Origin of the sequence: Caballeronia sp. S22 (genome assembly GCF_964261745.1) — a bacterium.
Taxonomy (GTDB): Bacteria; Pseudomonadota; Gammaproteobacteria; order Burkholderiales; family Burkholderiaceae; genus Caballeronia; species Caballeronia jiangsuensis.
The window spans coordinates 995,885-1,022,570 of the sequence record NZ_OZ180036.1 but is presented as its reverse complement, the minus strand read 5'-3'; the positions used below and the strand labels follow the sequence as shown (position 1 = coordinate 1,022,570).

At 64.6% G+C, this 26,686-nt stretch carries 23 protein-coding genes; 6 read left to right on the top strand and 17 right to left on the bottom strand.

What is annotated here, in order from left to right; all coding sequences use genetic code 11:
* Positions 1 to 54: 54 nt before the first annotated feature.
* The 8 genes from ACEN42_RS20000 to ACEN42_RS19965 all read right to left on the bottom strand — a co-directional run bounded on the left by ACEN42_RS20000 (position 55) and on the right by ACEN42_RS19965 (position 13,385).
* Positions 55 to 4,683, bottom strand: a complete 4,629-nt coding sequence (locus ACEN42_RS20000; RefSeq protein ID WP_371881190.1) for a cellulose synthase subunit BcsC-related outer membrane protein — start codon at positions 4,681 to 4,683, stop codon at positions 55 to 57.
* Positions 4,677 to 5,819, bottom strand: coding sequence for a cellulose synthase complex periplasmic endoglucanase BcsZ (gene bcsZ, locus ACEN42_RS19995; protein WP_371881189.1), 1,143 nt, complete (start codon positions 5,817 to 5,819; stop codon positions 4,677 to 4,679). The genes ACEN42_RS20000 and bcsZ overlap by 7 nt, the downstream gene beginning before the upstream one ends.
* Position 5,820: 1 nt before the next feature.
* Entirely contained in the window at positions 5,821 to 8,316 is a 2,496-nt protein-coding gene (gene bcsB / locus ACEN42_RS19990; protein WP_371881188.1) for a cellulose biosynthesis cyclic di-GMP-binding regulatory protein BcsB, read from the bottom strand.
* The gene (gene bcsA / locus ACEN42_RS19985; protein WP_371881187.1) at positions 8,316 to 10,532 is read right to left on the bottom strand and encodes a UDP-forming cellulose synthase catalytic subunit; all 2,217 of its coding nucleotides are present in this window, start codon (positions 10,530 to 10,532) and stop codon (positions 8,316 to 8,318) included. The genes bcsB and bcsA overlap by 1 nt, the downstream gene beginning before the upstream one ends.
* Positions 10,529 to 11,317 carry a cellulose biosynthesis protein BcsQ gene (gene bcsQ / locus ACEN42_RS19980; RefSeq protein ID WP_035501571.1) on the bottom strand — a complete coding sequence of 263 codons (789 nt, stop codon included), beginning with the start codon at positions 11,315 to 11,317 and terminating at the stop codon, positions 10,529 to 10,531. Before bcsQ ends, bcsA begins: the two co-directional genes overlap by 4 nt.
* Positions 11,314 to 12,069, bottom strand: coding sequence for a cellulose biosynthesis protein BcsP (gene bcsP / locus ACEN42_RS19975; protein ID WP_371881186.1), 756 nt, complete (start codon positions 12,067 to 12,069; stop codon positions 11,314 to 11,316). The genes bcsQ and bcsP overlap by 4 nt, the downstream gene beginning before the upstream one ends.
* 122 nt (positions 12,070 to 12,191) lie before the next feature.
* Positions 12,192 to 12,647, bottom strand: a complete 456-nt coding sequence (bcsD, locus tag ACEN42_RS19970) for a cellulose biosynthesis protein BcsD (RefSeq protein ID WP_187606487.1) — start codon at positions 12,645 to 12,647, stop codon at positions 12,192 to 12,194.
* A 540-nt stretch (positions 12,648 to 13,187) separates the two neighbouring features.
* Positions 13,188 to 13,385, bottom strand: coding sequence for a hypothetical protein (locus ACEN42_RS19965; protein WP_035501573.1), 198 nt, complete (start codon positions 13,383 to 13,385; stop codon positions 13,188 to 13,190).
* A 440-nt stretch (positions 13,386 to 13,825) separates the two neighbouring features.
* Here ACEN42_RS19965 and ACEN42_RS19960 point away from each other — a divergent pair, with 440 nt between their 5' ends.
* Positions 13,826 to 14,440, top strand: a complete 615-nt coding sequence (locus ACEN42_RS19960) for an NAD(P)-dependent oxidoreductase (protein ID WP_371881185.1) — start codon at positions 13,826 to 13,828, stop codon at positions 14,438 to 14,440.
* 59 nt (positions 14,441 to 14,499) lie between these two features.
* Here ACEN42_RS19960 and ACEN42_RS19955 read toward each other — a convergent pair whose 3' ends face one another.
* The 5 genes from ACEN42_RS19955 to ACEN42_RS19935 all read right to left on the bottom strand — a co-directional run bounded on the left by ACEN42_RS19955 (position 14,500) and on the right by ACEN42_RS19935 (position 19,700).
* Positions 14,500 to 14,967, bottom strand: coding sequence for a DUF3331 domain-containing protein (locus tag ACEN42_RS19955; protein WP_238217078.1), 468 nt, complete (start codon positions 14,965 to 14,967; stop codon positions 14,500 to 14,502).
* A 347-nt stretch (positions 14,968 to 15,314) separates the two neighbouring features.
* Positions 15,315 to 16,151, bottom strand: coding sequence for an ABC transporter permease (locus ACEN42_RS19950; RefSeq protein ID WP_035501577.1), 837 nt, complete (start codon positions 16,149 to 16,151; stop codon positions 15,315 to 15,317).
* Between the two features lie 6 nt (positions 16,152 to 16,157).
* The gene (locus ACEN42_RS19945; protein WP_371881184.1) at positions 16,158 to 17,429 is read right to left on the bottom strand and encodes an ABC transporter permease; all 1,272 of its coding nucleotides are present in this window, start codon (positions 17,427 to 17,429) and stop codon (positions 16,158 to 16,160) included.
* Between the two features lie 66 nt (positions 17,430 to 17,495).
* Positions 17,496 to 18,530 (bottom strand): ABC transporter substrate-binding protein, encoded by a 1,035-nt coding sequence (locus ACEN42_RS19940; protein WP_035501580.1) that lies wholly within the window; start codon positions 18,528 to 18,530, stop codon positions 17,496 to 17,498.
* A 72-nt stretch (positions 18,531 to 18,602) separates the two neighbouring features.
* The gene (locus ACEN42_RS19935) at positions 18,603 to 19,700 is read right to left on the bottom strand and encodes an ABC transporter ATP-binding protein (protein WP_371881183.1); all 1,098 of its coding nucleotides are present in this window, start codon (positions 19,698 to 19,700) and stop codon (positions 18,603 to 18,605) included.
* A gap of 181 nt (positions 19,701 to 19,881) precedes the next feature.
* Between ACEN42_RS19935 and ACEN42_RS19930 the strand changes: the two genes are divergently transcribed.
* Positions 19,882 to 21,408 carry a PLP-dependent aminotransferase family protein gene (locus ACEN42_RS19930; protein WP_371881182.1) on the top strand — a complete coding sequence of 509 codons (1,527 nt, stop codon included), beginning with the start codon at positions 19,882 to 19,884 and terminating at the stop codon, positions 21,406 to 21,408.
* An 8-nt stretch (positions 21,409 to 21,416) separates the two neighbouring features.
* Here ACEN42_RS19930 and ACEN42_RS19925 read toward each other — a convergent pair whose 3' ends face one another.
* The gene (locus ACEN42_RS19925) at positions 21,417 to 22,001 is read right to left on the bottom strand and encodes a TetR/AcrR family transcriptional regulator (protein WP_371881181.1); all 585 of its coding nucleotides are present in this window, start codon (positions 21,999 to 22,001) and stop codon (positions 21,417 to 21,419) included.
* A gap of 97 nt (positions 22,002 to 22,098) precedes the next feature.
* Here ACEN42_RS19925 and ACEN42_RS19920 point away from each other — a divergent pair, with 97 nt between their 5' ends.
* The gene (locus tag ACEN42_RS19920) at positions 22,099 to 22,566 is read left to right on the top strand and encodes a nuclear transport factor 2 family protein (protein WP_238292494.1); all 468 of its coding nucleotides are present in this window, start codon (positions 22,099 to 22,101) and stop codon (positions 22,564 to 22,566) included.
* Between the two features lie 24 nt (positions 22,567 to 22,590).
* On the opposite strand, the gene ACEN42_RS19915 is transcribed toward ACEN42_RS19920, so the two are convergent.
* Both ACEN42_RS19915 and ACEN42_RS19910 read right to left on the bottom strand, forming a co-directional pair.
* Complete coding sequence (locus ACEN42_RS19915) at positions 22,591 to 22,770, bottom strand: CsbD family protein (RefSeq protein WP_035501622.1); 180 nt, start codon at positions 22,768 to 22,770, stop codon at positions 22,591 to 22,593.
* Between the two features lie 72 nt (positions 22,771 to 22,842).
* Entirely contained in the window at positions 22,843 to 23,865 is a 1,023-nt protein-coding gene (locus ACEN42_RS19910) for a transporter (RefSeq protein ID WP_250484519.1), read from the bottom strand.
* Between the two features lie 291 nt (positions 23,866 to 24,156).
* On the opposite strand from ACEN42_RS19910, the gene ACEN42_RS19905 reads away from it, so the two are divergent.
* From ACEN42_RS19905 to ACEN42_RS19895, 3 genes are all read left to right on the top strand, one after another.
* Positions 24,157 to 24,504, top strand: coding sequence for a hypothetical protein (locus ACEN42_RS19905; protein ID WP_238217063.1), 348 nt, complete (start codon positions 24,157 to 24,159; stop codon positions 24,502 to 24,504).
* Positions 24,505 to 24,566: 62 nt separating this feature from the next.
* Positions 24,567 to 24,998 (top strand): response regulator, encoded by a 432-nt coding sequence (locus tag ACEN42_RS19900; RefSeq protein WP_238217062.1) that lies wholly within the window; start codon positions 24,567 to 24,569, stop codon positions 24,996 to 24,998.
* Between the two features lie 296 nt (positions 24,999 to 25,294).
* On the top strand, positions 25,295 to 25,573 hold the full coding sequence (locus tag ACEN42_RS19895; RefSeq protein ID WP_371881180.1) for a hypothetical protein: 279 nt from the start codon (positions 25,295 to 25,297) through the stop codon (positions 25,571 to 25,573).
* A 109-nt stretch (positions 25,574 to 25,682) separates the two neighbouring features.
* Here ACEN42_RS19895 and ACEN42_RS19890 read toward each other — a convergent pair whose 3' ends face one another.
* Positions 25,683 to 26,642 (bottom strand): chemotaxis protein, encoded by a 960-nt coding sequence (locus ACEN42_RS19890; protein WP_187606476.1) that lies wholly within the window; start codon positions 26,640 to 26,642, stop codon positions 25,683 to 25,685.
* Between the last annotated feature and the right edge of the window lie 44 nt (positions 26,643 to 26,686).

The following is a 26,686-nucleotide window of genomic DNA, read 5'->3' as shown; positions in this document are numbered from 1 at the left end:
GCTTGCGGCAGTGGGCTCAAGCCTAGCCGCAAGCGGAGCGCGCGCGCAAGAACATCAGTTCGACAGCGACAGATACGGCGAGCTGAACGCCTGAGGCGGGAAGACCGGCACCGCGCCGCTCTGACGCGTGAAGCTGTAGCGCACGTACACGGCGGCGAGCCACTCGCGATACTGATACGCGTTGCCGAACGATGCCGTCGCGCCGAACGCGAGTTGCGGCGCGAGCTGGTACTCGCCCGTCGCGCTCAGCGAATACGACACGCCCGTCTTGCTCTGACTCGGATAGACCGCGCCCGCGTCCGGCGGGGTGGAGTTCGCGGCTATCGACTGATACGTCGAGTTCGTCGGGAAATAGTTCGACGCGTCCTGACGATAATGTTGCACGCCGATCGAGCCCTTCAGGTCGTAGGTGAAAAGCCCAGTACGTCCCGCGTATTCGACCGGGAAGTTCAGGATCACGTACTGCTGCGGGCTGAAGTAGCCGCCTTGCCCATACGTGAAGTACGACAGGTTCTTGTCGTAGTGCATGAGCGTGGTGTTCGCGCCGACGGTCAGCGTCTGGTCCGCGTCCTTGAACAGGCGCGTATAGATGCCGCCGCCGCCCTTCACCGCGTTGTTGGTCGCGACCTGCTTGCCGTCCAGGAACTGATACGCCGCGTTCAGGTAGACGCCGCTCGTGCCGTCGTCCCAGCCGAGGTCGGCGCGCGCGCCCGTCGATGTCACGCCGCCCCATTCGAGGTTCGCGCCCTGATCGCGCGTGCCGGCGTAGGAGAGCAGGCTGTCTGTCACCGCGCGGCGGGCGACGGCGAGCGAGTACGACACCTTGTCGCTGATCGCGTTCTGATACTGCAATCCGCCGACGACGTTGGTCTCGCGAAAGCCGAGCGGCGTCGTGCCGACATCGCCCTTGAAGTTGCGATTCTCGTAGCCGACCGAGAGGCCCACGCCCGTCGCCGTCTGCGAGCCGTAGTTGTTGGTCGGCGGATTGGCGCTCGCGCCCCGACCCGATCCGAAGCGCGCGAGGGTGTTCGGCTGGCTGCTCGCGGTGCCGGCATCGAGCGTGACGGGCGTCGCGCGCACGATCACGTGGCCGTTGCCCGCCTTGATGCGGCCTTCGATGGGCGCTTCGATATCGGTCAGGTTGGAAAGGCCGTCCTCGCCGTCGCGGCTGCGGAAGATGAGGCCGCCCGAGACCGTGCTCGCCTGCTCGCGGTTGATCTGCGCGAGTTCTTCCGCGACGCCCGCGGTCTGCGAATTCGCGACCGGAACGGGCGCGCCGCCCGCGCTCATCGTCGCGGCCGCGGCGGCGCGCTGAGCGGGCTGCGTCTGCGACGGATAGTAAGGCTGTGCGTAGCCCGCCGGCGGCTGCGGGATATACGGCTGCTGCGCGTACTGTTGCGGCGGCGCGTAATAAGGCTGCTGGCCGTAGGGCGCCTGCGGGTATTGCTGCTGCTGCGGCGGCGCGCCGTACGCGTAGGGATCGGCGGGACGCTGCGCCGTCGTCTTGCGCGATGACGCCTGCTTCTTCTTCGTCGCGCTGGCTGCCGGCGGCGGCGCGTAGGCGTTCGACTGCGCATCGCGCGCGCCGGGTGACATCGGCCAGGGCGCCGCGTACGGGTCCTGGGCGGCGTACGGCGCCTGCTGCGGATAGGGCTGTTGCTGCTGCGGATAACCTTGCTGCTGCGGATAACCTTGCTGCTGCGGATAACCTTGCTGCTGCGGATAACCTTGCTGCTGCGGATAACCCTGTTGCTGCGGATACGGTTGATACACCGGCGGTTGCTGCTGATACCCCTGCGCCGGATACACCCCCGACGCACCCGCATCCTGTCCCGGATAGGGCTGCAACGGCGCGCCCGATTGCCCCGAGCCGTACGTGTCCGGGCCATATCCACCGCTCTGAGCCGGACGCGGCACGGCGTTGGGCATCGTCGCCGGAGCGGAGGAAGGCGCCACATAAGGCGTCGTATAGGGCGCGGGCTGAGGAGGCGGCAGATAGTTCGGCACGGGCTGCGAATAACTCTGTGGAAGGACCTGACGATAAGACGCGCCCGATGCAAGCGCCGGGTTCGACGCCGTATCGACGGCCGTCTTGCCTTCGAACGGATTGGTGCCGGGCAGCGGATTCGAGCCGATGCGGCTCATCGCGCTTTCCCAGCCCGGCGGAACATTGTCGCGGCCCTGAGCGGACGCGACCTGCACCGGCGTATTGGCGGCGATGAGCGAGCGCTGCAGGAACTGCGCGGCGAGATCGAGCTTGCCTTGCGCGCGATACATCCGGCCGATCGCGGCGAGCACGCCGGGATCGTTCGGCGCGGCCTCATACGCCTGATTCGCGTAGGTCTCGGCCAGCTTGAAATCGCGCACGCCGCTCGCGGCGGACATCGCCGCCGTCTGCAGGCCGATATCCTCGGGACGGCGCGACAGCGCTTTCTGATAGCAGGTAAGCGCATTGCGGTCATCGCCCGCCGACGTGTACATGCGGCCGAGCGCCGCCTGGAGATCGGCGTTGTCGGGCATCGCGGCGAGCCACGGCGAGATCACGTCGTAGGCGGCGGCGAGATCGCCTTGCCTGCGCACGACATCAGCCCGCGCCACGACGATACCCACGTTCAGATTGTTGAAGTCCGCGCGCTGCTGCGTGGTGAGCGGCATCGACTGAAGCCGGCGCATCACGGAGCCGAGTTCGGCGTCCTGCTGCGTCGCCGACAGAATGCCCGCGTATTGCAGCAACAAGCCGGTGTCGTTCGGCGCATTGGCGATCGCGCCGCGCACGAGCGAGAGCGCCCGTGCCGGATCGCCCGCCTTGACATACGCCGACGCCACCGCGCCCATCAGTTCCGCATTGCCCGCCGCCACCGGCTCGGCGCGGCGCAGGATCGCGAAGGCCTGCTGACGCTGGCCCGCGGCGGCGGTGCGCGTCGCGAGTTCGGCTTGCTGCTGCACCCACAGACGATGCTGCAACGCGGTCATCGCCGGCGTGCGCTGCGCGGCGGGGATGCGGTCGAGTTGAGCAAGCCCCGCCGACCAGTCCTGCGTTTCGGCGGAGAGCAGCGCGCTCGCGTAGAGCGCGTCGGTCATGTCGGGATGCGTGGCGAGCAGGCCGTCCATCATGCTGCGCGCATTGCCGACCGCGCCCTGACGCACGTAGATGCGCGCGAGGTCGAGCCGCAGCCACGGATCGTCGGGATTGTTGAGCAGCGCGTCTTCGAAGAGGCTGCGCGCCGCGCCGAGATCGCCACGCGCTTCGGCGGCGCGCGCCTGGGCGGCCTGCGCTTCGCCGCGCAGCTTGTTGATGCCGCCCGCTTTCGCCTGCTGCTCCGTGTTCAGGCGATTGGCGAATTCGAGCGCCTCGTCGCCGCGACCTTGAGCCGCCAGTGCGCCGACGAGCCCGCGGATCGCATCGGGATTGTCGGCCTGACGGCGCAACGCCATGCGATACGCCTGTTCCGCGCCGCGCGGATCGCCGTTCGCGAGCAGCATTTCGCCGAGCAGCACCTGCGCGGTGACATCGGATGGATTGGTCGCGATCGCGCGCTCGAAGAGCGCCTTGGCCTGCGCGATCTGGCCGTTGCTGCGCGCGCCGATCGCATCGCTCGTATAGGTCCAGTATGTCGCGCTCGTGAGCGCGTCTTTCCAGCGCGCCGGATTGCCGGCCCGCGACGCGCGTTCGAGATACGTGCGCGCTTCCGCGAAACGTTCCTGCTTGAGCGCCGCGACGCCCATGCCGCCGAGCGCGTCGGCGTCGTTCGGGTCGCTCGCGAGCACCGACGAGAAACGTGCGCGCGCCGTCACGAGATCGCCGCGATCGAGCGCGGTGAAGCCTTCCGCGACGGTGCGCCCGCGCGCATCGACGGCGGCGCCGGCCTGTGCGCGTTCGCGGGCGGACTTGTCCTGCAGAACCATCGAATCGAAGCGCGCCTTCACGGCGGCGTCATCCGGCGAGACTTGCAGATACGCCTGATAGAGCGGCGCATCCGATGCGCGCGCGCCGAGCCACAGCAGCGCCTGCCGCCAGCTCTTTTTCGCGTCCGCGCCGACGGAGCTATCGCCCGACAGCTTCGCGAGCCGTGCGATGCCGTCGCGCCGCGTCGTATCGCGATACGTCAGATGCTGCGCATAGGCGAGCTGATAGCGTGGATCGTCGGGATTCTGGCGCGCCAGTTGTTCGAGGCCGCGACGCGCTTCGTCCCACCCTTGCGGCGTGGCGGCGAGCGCCTGGTAATACTCCAGTTGAAGCTCGGGCGTCGCGGGCTTGCCTTCGATCGCGCGCTTGTATTCCTGCACCGCCGACGCACTTTGTCCGCTCTGCGCGAGACGCCGCGCGTCGTTGACGGTCTGATCGCGCGAGCTGGTTTCGCCCAGACGCCGGCCGAGTTCGTCGATGTTCGGGTAGTTCGGCGCGACCTGACGCAACTGCGCGAGATACTGCTGCGCGCCGCTGCCGTCCTTGCGGTCGGCGAGCACCATGCCCATGCCGAAGAGCGCATCAGGCTGCTTCGGATTGATGCGCAGCACCTTTTGCCACGCCTGCTCCGCGAGGTCGCCGCGCCGGTGCGCCTGCCAGTACTTGCCCTGATCGATGAGCACGCTCAGCGGATCGGTCGCGGCCTGAGCGAAGGCCATTGCCGGCGCTGCACAGAGCAGCGCCGCGATGACGCGTTTGCGAGTCCGGATCAGCATGCGCTTCTCCAGTTCGGCGCCAGACGGCCGTTTTCATCGAAGCGATAGCGCCCGTCGACGAAACCGCCGCCGAACAGACCGAGCACGCGGTCGTAGTAGACCGGCTCGCGTCCCGCGCCCGGCGGCGCGACCAGCGCTTCGAGATGAGTGCGCGCGAGGCCAAGGCCGCGTTCGTCGTTCAGCGCCTTGAAGTACGGCGCCAGCGCGCCCCAGTACGACAGCGGACCTTCGCCGCTCGCCGCGCCGCTGATGGTCGAAACTTTCTCCGGCGGAAAACCCGTCTGCGCGACGCTTTGGCGCATGCCGCCGAGCGCATCGAGCCACGCACGCGCGAGCGGGTCGCTACTCGACGCCATGCCGGCCCACAGATACACGCGGATCGCGTCGTAGCTGCCGACATCGCCGTTCTTCGGATCGACGACGAACTGGCCATTTTGGTAAGCGGCCCAATCCGGCGCGTAGCCGCGCGGCGACGTGACCCTGATCATCTTCGCGGCGTTTTGCGCGAGCTTCGCCCACGGGCCGTCGGGCATCTCGTGCGCGAGGCCACGCAGGACCGGCAGCGGCAGATAGCTCGGATTCAGGCGCGTGATGTCACCCACGCGAAAGCCTTGCGGCCCCGGCAGGAGCATCGGACCCAGGCCCGGCAGATCGACGATTTCCTGCTTCACGATCTGCGTCGCGAGCGCGTAGGCGAGCTTCGTGTACATCGGCTCCTTCCACAGCCGGCCCGCCTGGAAGAGGTCGTAGGCGATCCACAGGTCCGAATCGGAGGCCGAGTTCGGGTCCATCACGCCGAACGAGCCATCCTGCCTTTTGCCCCATTGCCACGCGGGCAGACGCAGGTTGTTCGCATCGAACTGATTGGCCGACAAATTCGTGCGCGTCCAGCCGAGCAGCCGGTCGAACGTCGCGCGGTCGTTCGCGACGAGCGCGAAGAACATCGCATAGGACTGACCTTCGGACGTGGTCTGCTGCGCGTCGGTGGATCGGTCGACCACGCGGCCATCGGCCTGTACGACGCGCTCGACGAAGAGGCGATACGCGGGCCAGTCGCATTGCTGCGCGGCCTGCGTGCCTGCCGCGGACGCGGCGATGAATGCACCAGCGAAAAACTTGGCGGTGGATACCCGCATATCAGTCCCTCAGGCGCCGTGCGGCGATCGAGCGCAGCGCACGGTAGAACAGGGCGGCGATGATGAGCGCAGCGAGCACGCCGGCAAGCACCAGCAAAAGCGGATGCGACGACAGCGCCCAGCGCATGTAGTGCATCGGCGACAGATGGCCGACGTAATACGCCTCGCCGTTCGACGTGACCGTCACGGTGCGGCCGTGGATCACGGCCATCGCGCCCTGGATGGAAGGCAGCAGGTCGTTGTCGAGCAGGGCGGCGGACAGATCGGCGTCGGACTGGCCGGCCGCGCTGATGAGCGCCACCGCGCTGCGTCCGCTCTTCAGCGGCGATTCGAAGCCGGTCAGGAGCGCGTCGCCGTTGGAGCTCACGAGCGAAAGGTCCGCCCGCGCAGGCGAGCGTTCCGGGCCTTGTTCGCCATGCCACCAGTCGACGAGCTTGAACGCGACATCGGAGAGCTGGAAGGTGCGCGCGTCGCCGTCGCCGGAGAAGGGCATCTGCTTGGACCAGCGCTGCAGGAGCGGCTGACGGCCCGGCGAACCGAGGATCAGCAGATCCTTGTCGGCGAAACGGTCGACATCGTTCGCGCTCGTCACGGTGACGCCCGTCACCGGATAGCCGGTCGACGCGCCCATGCGGCCCATTTCCAGCAGATACAGGCTGTAGTCGGCCGAATTCGGCTCGGTCGGCAGCACGACCGCCGTCTGCGAAAGATCGGCCAGGCGCGTGAACGGAAAGCCGCCGTTCGCGAACGCGGCCAGATCGGGCAGCGCCATGTAGTGCGGGAAGCCGGAAAGATCGATGGTCGAATTCGGATCCACCGCGCCGACGACGTTATCCAGCACGCGCCCCTGGCATTCGCCGGTCTTCGGAATGTCGTAGTAGAAGTGCAGGCGCAACTGCGCGCGCGGCGTGATGAGCAGCGGCGGCAGATAGATTTCGCGGCGCGCGGCGACGGTCTTGTCCGGCAGCACGCGGCTGAAATACTGGCCGAGATCGAACGTCGATGTGGACACCGCCGGAATGCGCAGCGACTGCACGAAGCCGTTGTTCACGCTGATATTGAGCGACGAGCGGTCCGGCGCCGGCCGCACGGTATAGCGATAGCCGAGGTCGACCGGCACGCCCTTCGTTTGCCACATGAAGAGATCGGGCGGCACGCGCAGGTTCACGCGCACGGCGTCGGCATCGTAGCCGTGGGCGGTCAGATCGCGCGCTTCCGCGAGTTCGCCGAAACGCACGGGGCGATCGGTCGGCAGCCAGTTCGGCGCGTCGTACGGGCGGCGCGGCTGCAAGTCGGTGAACTGCGTGATCGTCGCGCTCGTGCCGGACAGCGTGTTCTGGCCGACGCCGAGCGCCTTCGCGGCGGTCTTCAGCTCGTTGTCGTCGCGGCCGAGCACGAGCAGGAGGCGGCCACGCGCGCTCGCATCGCGTTCGACGAGCGCGATGGTCGGACCGGAAACCGGCGGAATATCGACGCCCGCGATCTTCGTATCGCCGGTGGCGAACACCACGGCATTGCCCGACAGCGGCACATTATCGGTCTGCGCCGGAAAAATCGCGCCGCGATAACCCGCGAGCGAGCCGAAGTACGACGCGACCATGCCCGCCGATTCCAGCGCGGCGAGACTCGGCTTGCCCGCGAACACGAACGGCAGTTCGAGGCGGCGCACGTCGCGGCGGTCGAAGAACGGCTGCGGCAGCGCGGCGAGATCGGGCTTGTTCGCGATCGACGCATAGGTGAGATCGAGCGAGCTCGCGTTGCTGACGGTCGCCCAGAGCGTCGAGCTCGACGGGTCTTCACACTGCTGCGTGTAATGACCGATCAGCTGCACGTTGAGGTGATTGAACTCGGTGATGAAGCGCGGATCGATCGCCACGTCGCGCGCGACCAGCACGCCGGCCTGATCGCGCGGCACCGGCAGCGTCGCGGCCACTTCGCCGTTGATGAGCACCTTCAGTTGCGAGATCGAGGGAAGGAGCGACGGCGAATAGCTATAGATCAGATGCAGGATCGCGCCGGTCACGACTTCGTCGCCGCGCACCGAAAACGCGATGCCGTTCTGACCGTCGGTGCCGCGCAGTTGCAGCGGATCGAGCGCGCCGTAATCGGCGAAAGTCAGCGTCTGACGGCGTCCGCCGGGCACGAGCGTGCCGGGATCGGCGGTCGTCGGGATGCGCGAGGTGAGCGGCTTGTCGGGCTTGCCGGAGAACGCGGGAACGGGCATCGCGAGCACCGGCTGCTGGATCGCGGCGGGGTTGTACACCACGGCCGGACTCGGCGCGGGCACGGCGCCGACGCCGGTCGCCTGCTGCGCGGCCGGCGGGACGCTTCCCGATGCAGCGATCGCCGCGGCGGCCGCCGAAGCGATCGGCGCCGCGAATGCGGTTTGCAAGGCCATCAAAACGGCCAGCGCGCGGCCCAGCGGTCTTTCGCAAAAACGCGGCGCGCGCTCGCCCGTTTGTTTTTCAACGCGCAACTTCGACATACCCGTGCCCATTATTGGTCTTTGGTTTTCAGCTTCTTCACATCGACTGGGCGCTTGTTCATCCAGGTACGAAGGTCGCTGTACAAATGCTCGAACAATCCCGCAATGCCGCGCGTGCCCACCAGCAGCACGTGCGACAGTCCGCGCAGCGGCGTATCCGGGCGGCGTCCCTCGGACCAGCCGGTCCAGGCATCCGCGCGCGCGAAAGTGGTCTTGACGAAGTCGTATTCCTGCTCGCGCGTGAGTTGCGAGAAACGCAGGCCGACGCGGCCCGGCTCGGTATAGCCGACGGTCGCCGGGAACGCATATTCCTCGTCGCCGCGAAAAAGGGAGACGGTCACGCGCTCGTGCATCGGCACTTCGAGCTTGCTCGGCAGCGCGACGCCGACGCCGCCTTCCGAGTAGTCGATGGTCTCGCACGCGAGCGTGCGGCCGGTCGAGAACTTGAGCATCACGGGCATCTTCATCGTCACGCGATGCGTCGCGCGCACCTGCTTGCGCTCGCTCGCCGCCGCCACCGACGCGCCGAGAATCAGCATGTTGTAGACCGTCCAGCAGAGGTTGAGGATGGTCGTGTTCACCTCGCTGCGGATATGCCAGTACATGACGATATGCACGACGCCCGCGACGAAGCCGAGCAGGTTCAATAGCAGCAGGAACAGATACGGCCGCGAGATGTACCAGTCGAAGTAATCCTTCGCGATCTGCCCGCCCTTGGCCGTCACGTTGAACTTGCCGAGCTTCGGGTTGATGACCGCGAGCAGCGTCGGCGCCGTGATGTACGACGCGAGCACCGACTCGTACACTTCGGCCCAGAACGAGTGGCGGAAGCTGCGCTGCATGCGCGAATTGGTGATGCTCGCGTGCATCATGTGCGGCAGCGCGAAGGTCGCGATGGTGCTCGCCGCCGCTTCGATCACGTGCGCGCCGAAGAACAGATACGACAGCGGCGCGGTGAGGAAGACGAGGCGCGGCACGCCGTAGAAGAAGTGCAGCATGCCGTTCAGATAGCAAAGCCGCTGGCCGATCTTGAGGCCCTTGCCGGTGAGCGGATTATCGATCCGGAAAATCTGCGTCATGCCGCGCGCCCAGCGGATGCGCTGGCCGATATGCCCCGAGAGGCTCTCGGTCGCGAGACCCGCCGCCTGCGGAATCGCGAGATACGCGGTCGTATAGCCGAGCCGATGCAGCTTGAGCGCGGTATGCGCGTCTTCCGTCACGGTTTCGACCGCGATGCCGCCGATCTCTTCCACCATCGAACGGCGCAGCACCGCGCACGAGCCGCAGAAGAAGGTCGCGTTCCAGAGATCGTTGCCGTCCTGGACGAGGCCGTAGAAGAGCTCGCCTTCGTTCGGCACCTTGCGGAACGTGCCGAGATTGCGCTCGAACGGATCGGGCGAGAAGAAATGGTGCGGCGTCTGCAGCATCGACAGCAGCTTGTCGCGCAGGAACCAGCCGAGGCAGATCTGCAGGAAGGAGCGCGTCGGAATGTGGTCGCAGTCGAAGATCGCGAGGAATTCGCCCTTCGTGATCTTGAGCGCCTCGTTGATGTTGCCGGCCTTCGCGTGACGATTGTGCGTGCGGATCGTCCAGTTGACGCCGACTTCCTCGCAGAACGTCTTGAACTCGGGACGGCGGCCGTCGTCGAGGACGTGGATGGCGAGCTTGTCGGCCGGATAGTCGAGCGCGAGCGCGGCGTAGATCGTCGGCTTCACGACCGAGAGCGGCTCGTTGTAGGTCGGGATGAAGACATCGACGGTCGGCCACTGGCTGCGGTCGGCGGGCAGCGGCAGCGGCTTTCTCTTCAACGGCCACGCGGTCTGGAAGTAGCCGAGCAGAAGCACGAGCGACGCGTAGACTTCAGCCGCGACGAGCAACAGACCCCACGCGGCGTCGAGCGGACGCTCCCAATAAGTCGTCTCGGTGAGACGCCAGAACATGTAGCGGCCCGACGCGACGATCGACAGCATGATCATCACGAGCGTCGCGTACTGGCCTTGCAGCCGGCGAAAACCGAGCGCGCAGACGAAGCAGATCGTCGCGAAGGCGAGCTGCTGACCGAACGCGAGCGGCACCGTGACGACGAAATACAGTGCGAACGCGGCGAAGATCGTGAGGAGGATCACGAGGACGCGGCTACCCCAGATGCCCGCATCGACGAAACGTTCGAGGCGCGAGGTCGCGACGCTGACCTCGGTTTCGGGCGAGGGGATCTTGGTGGAACTCATGCGAGCTTCCTCGACGAAGCAGCCATCGCATCGACGGCCGAGAGGAGCCAGTCGCCGCACGCGCGCAGATCGGCGGCGGCTTGCGAAAGCGGGTCGTAATGAATGAGCGTCGTGTCGCACGCGAGCGACTCGGACACGCCCTCGTCCTGATGGATCACGCCCGGGAACAGCTTCGTGCCGAGCATGTTGCGCAGCACCTTCAGCACGTCCTTGCTCAACTGGCGCGACTGATCGACCTGATTCACGACGTAGCCCTGGCCGCCGAAATCCTGGCGCGGCGCGGCGTAGGCATCGACCATGCGCTCCATGCCGGGGATCGCGGCATAGGACGCGGCATCCGCCAGCACGACGTTCAGCGCGAAGTTCGCCGCCGTCAGCGCGGTGCGCGTGTAGACGGACGAGCCCGGCGGCGTGTCCACGATCACGATATCGCTGGCGTCGAGCGCGAGCGACTGGAGCGAATGGGCGAGCCACGCAGGATCGTTGTCGACGAGCGCCTCGAAGCGGCGGCGATCGTCCTCGATCACCGCGCCGTAGGGCAGCACGGTCACGCCATCGACGCCGTCGAACATCACCGTTTGCCACGGGTCGCCCGCGAGCGTCGCGCGCGAAATGCCGTCGATGCTGTCGAGCGGAATGCCGAAATGCAGGCGCAGCGCGTTCTGCGGATCGAGATCGAGCACGATCACGCGACGGCTGCGCGCGGCGAGCACCGAAGCGAGATTGGCGGCGAGCGTCGTCTTGCCGACGCCGCCCTTCGCGGAAACTACCGTGATGACTTTCATGAGCGTGAGAGGCGGCTTGCGTGACCGGCGTGGCCGGCGCCTGCGTGCTTGTTCGTGGATTCGTCGCCTTGCGGACAGGCGTGGCGCAGGCGCTCGAACACGGCGTCGAGCGAACCTGCCGGCGCGCTCGGGACGGTCTGGGCCGGTTGCCTGAAGAGCTTGCCGAGGATCGACTGCGGCGCGGCGGAGGTCGGTTCGGGCGCGCGCGGCGTCGGGGCGGCGGGCGTCACCGGCGCAACCTGAGCGGGCGCGCGACGCGCCAAAAAGTTCGAGCCGAAGGTGGCGGACGCAGCGGGGCTGGTTTCAGCCACCACGGGCTTCGATTCGACCGGCGGCACGCTTGCTGCGGCCGTGGAAGCCGAATCCGCAATCGTTCCGGTTTCGTTCGACGCCGATTCGCCGGGCGCCGAGAAACGCAACGCGCTCAGCGACTCCGCAGCCGGCGGATTGACGGGCGGAATAGTACGGCGATGCTGCCGCGTAAAGAGCGGCTGCTTGCCACGATGGATCGGCGTCGGCTTTTCGGCGGGCTCGCCGGACGCTGCATCCGGACGCGGCCGCGCGGCGTTCAGCTGCACGTCCCGGCGCGGCGCGATCTCGGGAATCGCCGGCTGTGCGAAGTCGAGCGTGGCGAGCAGCGGCCAGCGGGTGCGCGCCGTCGTGGCCTCGTTCTCTCGTCCGATTTCCTGATAATCGCCTGCATTGCCGCCGAAATGATCGAACAGCTTCTCGATGTCGCGCGAAGTATTCATGATGCCGCTTCCTCGTCGTGCCTATTCTTGCTGCCTGGCCGATGCTGCTTGTTTGGAGCCGCCCTTAGTGGGCGCTCGATGCCGCCGCATCGAGGCGGCGGTCGGATTGCGCTGAAGACGCTTCAGGCCGCGACGCGCGCGAGCCTGAATTCGATAGCCGCGTCGTCGCCGAACTCGCTCGCCTGCCGGATCGCGAGGCCTTGCGCGCCGAGCGCGGCGAGCCACTGCTGATACGCGCCTTCGAGAAACGCGGGCGTCCACGCGAGCGCGCTTTCGCCGAAGGCGGGCAGCGGCGCGCAGTAATGCACGATGCTCAGATAGTCGCGTTCATCGGCAAGCTCGACGAAGCCCCAGTCGGTGTCGCGCCACAACGCGTTGAGCGCGTCGGCGAGCGCCGCTGTCGAATCGCAGGGCGGCAGCGGCCGGGCTTCGGCGAAGCGGCTGCCGACGCGATGCATCAACTGACGCAGTTCGTTGCGCCCGATCTGCGCTTCGAATTCGTCCGCAAGGGCGGCCAGAAGGCCTCGCCATTGCCGGGAAATCTGACTGTCCAACAGGTAATTGAAAATAGCGGCCATGTTTGGGTTCGGCAGGGCGCGAGCCACAGCGCGTTGTTGATCAGTCTTGTTAACGTCTTCGCCGGCCATCCCTTTAACCCGCGAGCATTGATCCGGACGTTTGTCCAGGCGCTATTACACGTCTGAACTTACTTCAATGCGATTGTTTTCGCCAGTGGAAAGACTAGCAGCGGATTTCTTTGTCGGATCGGGCGAACAGGACGCGACAGACGACCCAATTCGGGCGTTCAACGCCGATGGGATGGACGAAATATAGACATCTATACGCCCGTCTCGAAATTTGGGCGCGGCCCGCCCGGCGCGGCGGAGGCGGCAGTGTACCATCTCGTTAATGCACTGGATCGGGGTGTCGGCTCTGATTCGCACCGATTGACTTATGGCGGAATCGCACGAGCGATAGGCTCAGCGAAATGGTTGATTGGTCGTACTAAAACAGCAGCGATTGTTGCTATCTGGCAAGGTCGCGGTTCGCGGCGAATGCCGCGCGAGGGCGAAAAAAAAGCGCCCCGAGTGGGGCGCTTCGCATGAAAACTTGAACGTTCAGGGATTCGCGCGAACCGCGTCTCTGACTGCGTCCATCACGATGCCGTAATTGAGCGGGATGTCCAGCGAATCGGAGTATCCGGGTTCATCACCGGACTCCTTTGAGACTGCGCGAATCGGAATCGGCTCGTAGGCGGTTTCGCCTGCCGGATTGTCGCGTCCTTCGATGGCACCCTGCAATTGCGGATTCTTCACGATTTACTCCTTCCGGTAATGGAGCGGCGAGGAACTGCAATATAAACCAATGTCATGACATTTTGGCGACTTCGATTTGGGAACTCGCTCCGAAACCGCTGTACGCGGCGCGCCGGTAATCGCCGCTATCTTGCGTTTCGAGAGAGTGCGGGGCCTCTAGTGTAACGGCGGCCTGCGTTTCCGAAAGCGCTATTTGAATATGACAACGGTGTGTCGATATTGCGCTGAAGGGCTGGAATCGGCCCGGAAATTGCATGACCGTATGTCCTTACGTATGCTTTTACAAATGACCGTGCGCTAATTGATTCCCCGATTTCGTCTGATGTGGAAACAAACGCTATCAAAAGCGCTTGCCAGGCCACGGTTTATTTTCCTGCAACATAAACCGGTTGATTCAACGGCGCCGGTGCGAACGCCGTAAAAGGAAAGGAGAATGTGGCATGAGCAAAATCGCGATCATCGGGGCGACGGGTAATGTCGGCAGCCGGCTGATGGAGGAGGCGTTGCGGCGCGGACACACGGTCAGCGCGATCGCGCGCGACACGTCCAGCCTTGAAAAGCGGGACCGCGTCAGCGCGCACGACGTCGATGTGCTGAATGCGGACGCAATGGCCGCCGTGCTCGCGGGGCACGACGCGGTGTTCAGCGCGACGCGCTTCGCCACGGTATCGGAAAGCGCGATAGTCGGACCGGTGAAGCGCGCCGGCGTGCAGCGCCTCCTGGTCGTCGGCGGCGCGGGGAGTTTGTACGCGGCGCCCGGTCAGCGCGTGCTCGATCTGCCGGACTTTCCCGAACCGTACAAGCCGGAAGCCACGGCCGGCGCGGCGTTTCTGGATGCGCTACGCCGCGAACGCGATGTGGACTGGACCTTCGTTTCGCCGTCGGCCGAGTTCGTGCCCGGACCGCGCACGCAAAAATTCCGGCTCGGCGTGGACGAATTGCTCGTCGATAACGGCGGGCGAAGCTGGATTTCGTTCGACGACTACGCGATCGCCTTCCTCGACGAATTCCAGAGCGGCGCGCATATCCGCCAACGCATCACGGTCGGATATTGAACGCGCGCGCCGATATAAGCGGCATCGACTGACGATGCCGCTCCATTTCCCGTCGCTCGTCAACCTTGCAGGTCGACTTCCATTTCCTCGGCGTTCTTCGGCATCGCGTCGGCGAGAATCATCGCGGCCGCGTTCTGCGGCTTCGGATCGCGCTGCGACGGCCGATAGACCTGATCGCCACGATGAATCGGCATCCCCGATAGCGAGCAGACGCCTTCCGCCGTCGCGGTCGTGGCGCGCCAGCCCTGATAACCGTAGTGGCACGTACCGGGATCGGACCAGTACACGAGCGCCGTCGCGCTGCTCGGACGCTCGATCACGCGCACGATCGCTTGCGGAAACGGCAGCCGATCGTCCACCTGATGCGGGTGCGTGCGATTCCAGTCGCGCGTCAGACGCTCCAGGAACGCGTTTTCGGCGCGCGCGGATTTCTGGGATGGGGCTGTGCGAGCGATGTCCATCGGCATCGCTTCGAGCAGGTGAACCGTCTGTGACCACGGGTCCGCTCTTTTCGAAAAAGCTGTCATGGCATTGTTCCAGGCTTTGACTCGACCTAGAACGTACGTCATTAAGCACATTCCGATAAATACTGCATCAGTGAATACACTATCCCGTTGCTGCGAATAATCGATCGAACGGAAACCAGGACCCACGCAGCGCCTTAACTGGCGGGCGTTCAAGCGGTTCGTAAGGTCACTCGCAGACCGACGCGGACGGCGTTCTCAGCCGCAATCACCCAGCGCCGCGATGGTTTTGTTCGAGATCCGCGTGAATGGTCAGGCAAGACGCCTGTAAGAGGGGCACGTGGTCCAGGTCAGAGGCTCGACCATAGAACTTCTCAGTCAGTCCGCGATGCTTCCCTGGGACCGCCGCGCTAAGCAATCGCACGCGCCGCCGCACGACCTCGCAACCATTCGAGCGCAAGCAACAGGCTCGTCGAAAACACGATGAGGATCGTCGCGAGCGCGGCGATCGTCGGGCTGATGTTTTCGCGAATGCCGGTGAACATCTGCCGCGGCAGCGTCGTCTGATCGGCGCCGGCGAGAAACAGCGTGACGACGACTTCATCGAACGAAGTGGCGAACGCGAACAGCGCGCCCGAGATCACGCCCGGCGCAATGACCGGCAGCGTCACGCGAAAGAAGGTTTTCAACGGGCTCGCGCCAAGCGACTGACTCGCCCGCACGAGGTTGTAGTTGAAATTCTGCAGCGTCGCGCCGACGGTCGTCACGACGAACGGCACGCCAAGCGCCGCGTGCGCCAGAATCAGCCCGAAATAGGTATTGGCGATGCCGAGCGGCGCGAAGAACAGATACATGCCGACGCCAACGACGATCACCGGCACGATCATCGGCGAAATGAGCACGGCCATGAGCACGCTCTTGCCGAGGAAATTCGCTTTCGTGAGCCCGACCGCCGCAAGCGTGCCGAGGATCGTCGCGACGAGCGTGGCAGACGGCGCAACGATGAAGCTGTTCTTTGCCGCCATGCGCCACTCGTCGGACATGACGAGGTTGTGATACCAGCGCATCGACCAGCCCGGAATCGGGTAGACCAGGAACGTGCTCGACGAAAACGACAGCGGCACGATCGCGAGCACGGGCAGAATCAGATACAGCAGCGTCAGCACGCAAATGATGCGCAACGCAAAATACCAGATGCGTTCGATCGCGGACGTGTGCGGCGCGAACATCGGTTTGGCGAGTTTCATCTTTCTTTACCCCAGGCTCACGTTGGAGCGCGTGAAGCGTCCATAGACCACGTAGAGCAGCAGTGTCGCGGCGAGCAGCAGCGCACCGAGCGCGCATGCCATGCCCCAGTTGATCGTCACGTTGGTGAAGTAGGCGATGTAATAGCTGACCATCTGATCGTTCGGCCCGCCGAGCAGCGCCGGCGTGATGTAGTAACCGATCGCGAGAATGAACACGAGCAGCACGCCCGCGCCGATGCCCGGATAAGTCTGCGGCACGTAGACGCGCCAGAACGCCGCGAACGGATGACTGCCGAGCGAAACGGCTGCGCGCTGATAGGTCGGCGGAACGGACTTCATCACGCTGTAGAGCGGCAGGATCATGAAGGGCAGCAGGATGTGCGTCATCGAGATATAGACGCCCACGCGATTGAAGAGCAGCGAGAGCGGCGAGCCGATCAGCCCGCTGCCGAGCAGCGCTGTGTTCACGAGCCCTTCGCTTTGCAGAAGCACGATCCACGCGGCGACGCGCACCAGCACCGACGTCCAGAACGGAATCAGCACGAGCACCATCACGAGGTTCGCGCGGCGTTCGGGGAGCGTCGAAATCCAGTAGGCGAGCGGATAGCCGAGCAGCAGCGCGAACAGCGTCACGCCCACGCCGATCACGAACGTGCGGCTGAAGACGTTGAGATAGATCGACTGATCCGGGTCCGCATGAACGATATTGCCGAAGCCGTCCTGCTTGTGATCCAGCGACGCGAGGATATAAAACGGCGAATAGCGGCCCGCGTTCTTCGCGATCGCCTGCCAATAGACGGGATCGTTCCAGCGGTCGTCGAGTTCGACGATCTTCGCCTTGATCTGCGCGGCGGGCAGCGGCTTGCCGTCGTCGCCGTTGAGCGGCATTGCGCGCGCGGTTTTCGCGACGAGCGAGCGATAGCCCGGAATTTCGGTGTTCAGACGCCGCGCCAGGGCGCCCATCGAATCGCCTTCCGAGATCGTCGTGAGATCCTGCGCGAGCGCGGCATACGCTTCATCCGATGGCGGCGCCTTGCGGTCCCATTTCGCGAGCGCCGCGCCGGTGTGCGGCAGCGCGTTCGCCACTTCGGGATTTTCGATCGCGCGTGTGAGCAGCGCACCGATCGGCACCACGAAAATCAAAAACAGAAAAATGGCGAGCGGCGCGATGAGCATGAGCGCCATGGCGCGCTTCTTCGCATCGGCGATCTTCAGTTCGCGCTTCAGACGCGCGCTCGATTCGCGCGATTCTTCCGCGGGGATCGTCATGGTGTTCACGCTTGAGTCTCCTTCTTTGCGGTCGCGCTTTCGAAAAGCGCGACCGTCTTTCTGCTTATGACGCGCTTACTTCGACGCCCACGCGGTGAAGCGCTGCTCGAGTTCGTCGCCGTGATCGGTCCAGAACGCCATGTCCTGCAGCACCGCGTTCTTCGCGTTATCCGGCGAGTTCGGCATGTCGGCCTTCGTCTTCGCGTCCAGCGCGGAGATCGCGGCCTTGTTCACCGGACCGTACGCGATATTCTTCGCGTAGACTTCCTGCGGCTTCTGCGACACCGAATACGCGATGAACTGCTGCGCGACGTCCTTGTTCGGCGAGCCCTTCGGAATCGCCCAGTAGTCGAGGTCGTAGATGCTGCCGTTCCACACGACCTTCAGGTTCTTGCCTTCCTTGCGCGCCGCGTCGATGCGGCCGTTATACGCAGTGGACATCACGACATCGCCCGCGACGAGGAACTGCGGCGGCTGTGCGCCGGCCTCCCACCACTGAATGTTCGGCTTGAGTTCGTCGAGCTTCTTGAACGCGCGGTCCGCGCCGGCCTTCGTGCCGAGCACCTTGTAGACGTCCTTCGGCGCGACGCCGTCGGCCATCAGGGCGAATTCGAGGTTGTAGCGCGCGCCCTTGCGCATGCCGCGCTTGCCGGGGAATTTCTTCGTGTCCCAGAAGTCCGCCCAGCCTGCCGGCGCGGACTTCAGCTTGTCGCCGTTGTAGGCGAGCGCCGTCGACCACACGAAGAAGCCGACGCCGCAGGTCTGCGGCGATTCGGGCACGAGGTCCGACTTCTTGCCGATCTTCGACCAGTCGAGCTTTTCATAGAGACCTTCGTCGCAGCCGCGGCCGAGATCGCCCGATTCGACTTCGACCACGTCCCAGTTCACGTGCTTCGCTTCGACCATCGCCTTGACCTTGGCCTGCTCGCCGTTGTATTCGACGGCCGTGACCTTGTTCTTGGACGATTGCTCGAACGGCTGATTGAACGCGACCTTCTGCGCGTCGCCGTTCGCGCCGCCGAAATTGACGACGGTGATTTCCGCCGCCCCCGACGCCGCCGACACGCACGCGAGCGCAGCCGCCATGGAACACAGTGCGAACTTCTTCATGATGGTTTCCTCTCTTCTTCGACTTGGTTTTGTCAGTGGACCTACGTGGGAAGCGCGACGCCCGATCGAGATTCAGGCGAACACACGCAAATGCTTGGGCGCGAATTCGAGCGCGATGGGCGCGCCGGGCGTGAAGCCGTCGAGCGCCGCGGTGCCGAGCGGCACCTTGACGAAGCATTCGTCCTGCTCGCGCACGCCGCAGCGCATGCGGACGTGATCGCCGAAATAGATGAGGCTCTTCGCTTCGCCCGCGAGCGCGTTGATGTTGCCGTTCGCATGGCCGTTGCCCTGCGTGAGTTTCATGCGCTCCGGACGGATACACGCGATGGCCGGCGCGCCCGGTTTCGCATTCGCGACGTTGAGACCGGACAGACGCGTGCCGTCGGCGAGACGGAGATCGCAGAAGTCGCCCTGAATCTCTTCGATGGTGCCGCGCAGCCGGTTGCTGTCGCCGATGAAGTTCGCGACGAACTCGTTGCAGGGCGCTTCATACAGATGATCGACGGTGTCGAGCTGCTGCACGATGCCCTTGTCGAACACCGCGACGCGGTCAGACATCGTGAGCGCTTCGCCCTGATCGTGCGTGACGTAGACGAAGGTGACGCCGAGCTTCTCGTGCAGCGCCTTCAGTTCGATTTGCATGTGCTCGCGCAACTGCTTGTCGAGTGCGCCGAGCGGCTCGTCCATCAGCACGAGCTTGGGCTCGAACACGAGCGCGCGCGCCAGCGCGATACGCTGCTGCTGGCCGCCGGAAAGCTGCGCCGGGTAACGCTTCGCAAAGCTTTCCATGCGCACCATCTTGAGCGCGTTGTTCACGCGATGCGCGCGCTCTTCGGCGGACATCTTGCGCACCGTCAGCGGATATTCGACGTTCTGCTGGACCGACAGATGCGGAAAGAGCGCGTAGTTCTGAAACACCATGCCGATGTCGCGCTTGTGCGGCGGCACCTTGTTGAGCAGCTTGCCGTCGAGCCAGATCTCGCCGCCGGTGGGGAACTCGAAGCCCGCGAGCATCATGAGGCAGGTGGTCTTGCCGGAGCCGGACGGCCCGAGCAGCGTGAGGAATTCGCCCTGATAGATATCGAGATCGAGCGACTTGACGACGAGCGTTTCACCGTCGTAGGTCTTTCGCACGCCGCGAAAGCTGACGATCACCTGATCGGATTTCATCTTCCGTGTCTCCTTCGGAAAACCCTGATACTTCCGACCGCCTCGTTGGACGCCCGGAAATTATTTCCACTACTTGCGATAACTATAGCCCGTTACGGTTCTACAATGGGGAGCCATTTCAATATTCAAAATAGAGCCACTTGAGCGTGTCGGGAAAGTGGTTCCAGGCGGTGACGAATTCATGGATACCATCATCCTGGCCGACTGGCTAAGCGCGCGGCTCGACCGGTCCGCCGCCGAGCCGATGTACCGGCAAGTGCTCGAACTCATGCAGCAGGCCATCCTGACGGGCCAGCTCGCGCCCGGCACGAAGCTGCCGAGTTCGCGCACGCTCGCGATCGATCTCGGCATCGCGCGCAATACCGTGCTGCATGTCTACGATCAGCTCACGGCCGAAGGCTATGTCACGTCGACGACCGGTAGCGGCACCTATGTCGCCGACACCGCGCCGCGCGATGGCGTCGCGGGCAAGGCGAGACAGGCGGAGGAAGCGAAGGCGCCATGCACGATTTCGCGTCGCGGCGAGCGCCTGATCGCGCAGGCAGGCGTGTCGCCGAAGCAGTGGGGCGCGTTCATGCCCGGCGTGCCCGACGTCGCGGAATTTCCGGCGCGCACATGGAGCCGCTTGCAGGCGCGTTTGTGGAAGCGCGCGAGTCCCGAACTGCTCACGTATGCGCCGGGCGGCGGCTATCGGCCGCTGCGGCGCGCGCTGTCGGATTATTTGCGCGTCGCGCGCTCGGTGAAGTGTCAGCCGGACCAGATCATCATCACGACGGGCATTCATCAGTCCATCGATCTCGCCGTGCGCCTGCTCACCGATTTCGGCGATCGCGCGTGGGTCGAGGAACCGTGCTACTGGGGCGTGCGCAGCGTGCTGCAGTCATCGGGACTGACGCTCGTGCCGATTCCCGTCGACGAGGAAGGGCTCAATCCCACCGCGCGCGACATGGCCGACCCGCCGCGCATCGCGCTCGTGACGCCGTCGCATCAATATCCGCTCGGCATGGTGATGAGTCTCGCGCGACGCCGCGCACTGCTGGAGTTCGCGCGTCAGCACAAGGTGTGGATCATCGAGGACGATTACGACAGCGAGTTCCGCTATGGCAGCCGCCCGCTGTCATCGCTGCAGGGGCTCGACGACGCGGGACAGGTGATCTATGTCGGCAGTCTCGGCAAGATGCTTTATCCCGGCTTGCGCATGGGCTATATGGTCGTGCCGGACAACCTCGTCGATTCCTTTCGCACCGGCGTGGCCGAACTCTATCGCGAGGGTCAGCTGATGCAGCAGGCCGTGCTTACCGAGTTCATTCTCGACGGCCATCTGACGTCACACGTGCGCCGTATGCGTGGCCTGTACGGCGAGCGACGCGAGTTGCTGATCAACGCGATCCGCGAGCGCTTCGGCGAAACGCTCTCCGTGCGGGGCGATGAAGCCGGCCTGCACTTCGTGCTCGACTTGCCCGATTCGGCGGATGACCGAATGATCGCCGCCAGCGCGCTGTCAGCCGGTGTGGTGACGCGTCCGCTCGACAACTATTATCTGAACCGGCTCGCGGCGCGAAAGGGCTTGATGCTCGGTTACGCGTGCGTGCCGAACGATCAGATCGCGCCTCATTTCGCGCGGCTCGCGGACGTGGTTGAACAGGCGATAACATCGGTCTCATCGAAGCGGGCTGTCACATCGATCGAAAGCGCGTCGATCAAGTAGCGCGCCGGTTATTGGGCGCTTCGTTGCGCCGCCGCGATCGCTCGCACCACGCGCGCCAGCGCCTTCAATGCATCCGCGGGCGATTCGGCGAATTGCGCGGCAACGATCGCGCCGTCCACCGCCAGGGCGAGCGCTTGCGCATCCGCTTTCGCCGTGCGCGAACCCGGCATCAGCGTGCGGATCGCCGCGGTCATGTCGCGCTTGTGACGCCGCGAGATATCGACCGCCTGCGGCAATGTCGCCCCGACTTCGACGACCGAATTGATGAACGCACAACCGCGATAAGCTTCGCTGCCGAACCATTCGGCCAGCGCGGGCACGAGCGCGCTGAGCGTGCCGCCGTGCCGCGCGAGCGCATCGCGGAACCATGTCATCCAGTTATCGTGGCGAAAATCCAGGAACGCGACGATCAGATCGTCCTTGCTCGGAAAGTAGCGATAGAACGTCTTTTTCGCGACGCCCGACTCGGCGATCACCCGATCGACGCCCGTCGCGCGAATGCCGTCGCGATAGAAGAGATCATGCGCGATATGCAGGATGCGCGCGTCGGGCGCGAGTTCGGAAACATCGATGGAGACAGCAGAAGTATTCATGCAATCGATTGTAGACAGGTTCGTCTACCTGCGCTAGAGTGCGTCGAGTAGACAGACCTGTCTACTCATCTCATCGCTTGATAAACGAGGACTCGCCATGGAATCCAAGCCGCCATTTCCGCCGTTCGATGAAGAATCCGCCAAGCTCAAGGTCCGTCTCGCCGAAGATGCGTGGAATACGCGCGAGCCCGAGCGCGTGTCGCTCGCGTATAGCGTGGATACGCGCTGGCGCAATCGCGCGGAGTTCGCGAACGGGCGCGAGGAAGTGGTCGCTTTCTTGCGCCGCAAATGGGCGCGCGAACTCGACTATCGGCTGATCAAGGAGCTATGGGCGTACAAGGACAATCGCATCGCGGTGCGCTTCGCCTACGAATGGCATGACGATGCGAATAACTGGTATCGCAGTTTCGGCAACGAGAACTGGGAATTCAACGAGGCGGGTCTGATGACGCACCGTCACGCGTCGATCAACGATCTGCCGATCAAGGAAGCGGATCGCAAATATCATTGGCCGCTAGGCCGCCGGCCCGACGATCATCCGAGCCTGAGCGACCTGGGCTTCTGACAGTTTCAGCAGGCAGCGCAGCGGTTATTTCTTGATGCGGCGCACGGCGTCAGCCGCTGCGCCGAGTTTGGCCTGCATCTTTCCCGCCATTTTTTCGGCCGTGCCGCGCATTTGCGTTCCGCGATTTCCTGTGGCCTTGCCGACGGCTTCGCGGACGATGCCTTTCATCTGGCGAGCCGTGCCTTCGATGCGGTTCTTGTCCATCATGTCCTCCAACGTTTCGCGAGGCATGAGCCTCATCGGAGACTTCGCATCGAACGTGCCCGGCCGGCTTCGCTACATGTCGCGGCGGCGGCGGAAGGCCCACCATCCGGCGAGCACGGTAAACGTCGCGACGATCACGACCAGCAGCCAGAAGCCGTGATGATTTTCCGCGAGCGGAATGCCGCCCACGTTCATGCCGAAAAACCCCGCGACGATGTTGATCGGCAGCGCGAGCACCGTGACGAGCGTCAGCGTGAAGAGCGTGCGGTTGCTTTGTTCGCCCATGCGCGTCGCGACTTCTTCCTGCAGAAGCTTGATCCTTTCGACGAGTCCGGCGAGATCGTTGAGCACGAGCGAGAACTCTTCGGTCGCGTCGCGCAGATCCTGAATGTCCTGAGAATGAAGCCAGCGCGGCGGCCGCGCGAGCAGACGGAACACGGAGCCGGGCTCGGGAGCGAGCAGACGCTGCAGCCTCACGAGCACGCGGCGCAGGCCGCCGAGATCGGTGCGGGTCGCGGCGCCGCGCATCGAAAGAAAGCGATCCTCGATGCCGTCGACCTCGACGCTCGTGCGCCGCACGATATGCACGAGCAGATCCGCCTGATCGCGCAGCATGTGGGCGAGCAGTTCGGCGGGCGAGCGGAAGATTTCGCCGCGCCTGACCGACTCGCGCAGCGAATCGACCGAACGCAGGGGCTTGAGGCGCGCCGTGACGAGCAGTTTCTGATGCGTGTAGACCCAGAGCGTCGCGATCTCGGAGGGCGTCAGCTCGAAGTTGAACATCACATCGTTGATGACGGCGAAGAGCGCGCCTTCCTGATGCTCGATGCGCGTCGAGTGCGAACCTTCGTTGAGCGTCTCGAAGAATGCGTCGGGCAGGCCGAGACGTCCGCGCATCCAGCGCTCGCAGGCGCTGTTCGCGAGATCGAAGTGCAGCCAGACGAATTCGCGGGTCGTGTCGTCGCGGGCGAGCCATTCGCTCGCGGCTTCGGCATCGATCGGCTCGCCGGGGTGATCGACATGAAATCGGAAGCCGCAGACGAGGCCGGAGAAGTCGGAACCGTAGGGCGGTCTTTGCAGGGTAGCGGGATTCATGCGGGCATTCGGTTGCATTCTGGGGATGTCGGCGTGTCCGCCGAGGATGCGGGCCTCGACGCTGCGGGCGATGCACGCCGCCACGCGCTAGTGTGCCATCGGTCGCGCCCCGAATCGCGATCGTAACGCGCAAACGCAAGTGAAACGATCGCCACCGGCGCGCTGGTATGTGCAAATATGACTGTCATATTGTCGGCGTATGATCGCGCCACGCAAGACGGGCGCACGCGCGGCGCCACGCATCGAGTCGGCCGCCCGCGCGGCGTCGCGTGCCAACCTGGGGAGAAGGCAGTGGAAGACCGTGACGATCTGGACGGGGCGACGACGCAAACCACGGCGGGCGGGCTCGTCCGTCTCGCGTCGTTGATCGCGGGGCTCGCGCGCGAGGGCGTGATCGATACCCGCTTCGGCGCGAAGCTCATGAAGCGGCTCGACAAGGAAGCGCGACGCGTAACGGGGCCTGGCGCAACGCCGCTGGACGAGGCGGAGCAGGCGGCGCTTTTCGGCGCCCTCGGCGAAGTCGATCTCGCGTTGCGCCAGTGCGACGCGGCATCGCTCGTCGAAGCGAACGCGCGGCTGCGCGAGGACGAAGGGACATCGGGAAAGCGTCGCAAGGGCAAGAAGGACGCCGACGCCTGAACTTCGCGGAGCGCGGGCGCAAGAAATGCTGCAAAGCCGGTATGTGCTTTAGGTAAGTGCCCATGCCCGTCTCCCTGCATTCCCCTCATTGCTCCCTCTGGACGGACCGCAGCGTCGATGTCGACCGCGATCCGTGGCGCATCCTCGTCGTCGATGACAACGCCTACAGCGCCGAAGCGCTGTCGGCTGCGCTCGAATCGGATGGTTTCGACACTCGTTTCGCCCTCTCAGGCGTCGATGCGCTGCATGCGGTCGACGGCTGGGTGCCGCACATCGTCATTCTCGATATCACGATGCCGGAGCACGACGGCTACGCGACCGCGCGCGTGCTTCGCCGGATCGCCCGCACGCGCGATGCGGTGATCATCGCGTTTACGGCGCTGGGCGAGGAAACCGTGCGCATCGAAGGCATGCACTCCGGATTCGATGGTTACTGTCAAAAGGGCAATCCGCCCGCCGCGCTCGTTCGACTGATCGGGCGACTCGTTCACTGAACGAGCGCGTATCGAACCGTCGTTTTCCAAATAATTGTTCCGTCCCTGCCAAACGACGCGCGACGTCCAGTTGCGCTTCAGCGCGCCCAATCCCTTGCCAGACGGTCTTCCACGGGAAATCCGTACGCTCGTGCAGCCAGCGATTGTTGGCGCACAGCGAAAACTGAATTGAAATTTATGGAGATAAAAAAGCGATAGTAGGGGTATACACTGCGCTTCATCGACGTAGCAGACAGTTTCTCGCAAGACCGCTGCGGCGCTTTCTGATTGAACGTCAACCGTCTTTGGAGCTCACCATGAAACGCAATCTCATCGCTACCCTTCTGATCGCCGCTACCGCAACGCTCGCCGCACCCGCTTTCGCAAGCGGCTACGGTCCGGCTCCGTTCTACCGTCCGGCAGTTGGCGCGCCGACGTCGCAACAAGGCCCGAGCGCACAAGCGATCGCCGCTGAAGAAAACGCCAACGGCACGAACACGACCGCTTTCGGCGGCTCGCGTGACACGCTGGCTCAATCGGGCAACCGTTCGGCGCAATCGGGCAACAACCCGCAATCGGTCTTCTTCGGTCACTAATCGAATCGGCTGGCCCGGCTCATCCGCCGGGCGTATCGGCTGAAGGACTGCTTCGGCGCCCGCTGACACAGACTCAAAAGGTTTGTGTTCAGCGGGCGCCGATCGTTTTTCAGGCCGCGTGCGCGAGCGCGCCGCGCATCACATTGGCCAGTTCCGACGCCTCGAACTTCGACACATACGCATTCGCGCCGACCTTGCGCACATGCTGCTCGTTCGCCGATCCCGACAGCGACGAGTGAATCACCACCGGAATGTGCATCAGCCCCGTTTCCGCCTTGATGCGGCGCGTGAGCGTGAAGCCGTCCATCTCCGGCATTTCCAGATCGGTAAGCACGAGCGCGATGTGATCGGCGACCTCGGTGCCTTCCTTCTGCGCTTTCCTGAGCGCGGATTCCAGCACGTCCCACGCTTCCTGGCCGGTCTTGGTCATGACGAAGGGCACGCCCATCGCGGTGAGGCTCTGTTCGATGAGCGCCCGCGCGACGCCTGAATCGTCCGCTGCGAGCACGCGCGCGCCCGGCTTGAGAATGAGCCGCCCGGTGTTCGCCTCGGTGATATCGGTTTCCTGTGACGGGAGCACGTCACGCACGATGCGCTCGACATCGAGCACCTGCGCGAGCCGCGAGCCATCGACGTTGCCGTCGAGCCGCGCGAAGCTCGTCACGGTCTTGCCGCCCGAGTGCGATTCCGCGGACAACACCTGATTCCATTCGAGCCGCACGATATCGTCGACTTCCTCGACCGCGAAACCTTGCGTCGTGCGCGCGAATTCGGTGACGAGCAGGATTTTCGGCCCGTTCTTCGGCCGGCAGCCGGTGATGCGCGCGAGATCGATCACGGGAATGATCTGTCCGCGAATATCCGCGACGCCGAGAATCTCCTCGCTCGATCCGGCGACGGCCGTGATCGTCGGCATCGCGAGAATCTCGCGCACCTTGAATACGTTTATGCCGTAAAGCTCCCGCTGTTCCGAGCCCGGCGCCTCGCCGAGCCTGAACAGAAGCAATTCGAACATGTTGCTGCCCGCGAGCCGCACGCGCTGCTCGATATCCTGTTGTGAACTGCTCACCTCGTTCTCCCTCTAAGCGGTGCATCGCGCCGCGTTGCCGTCGT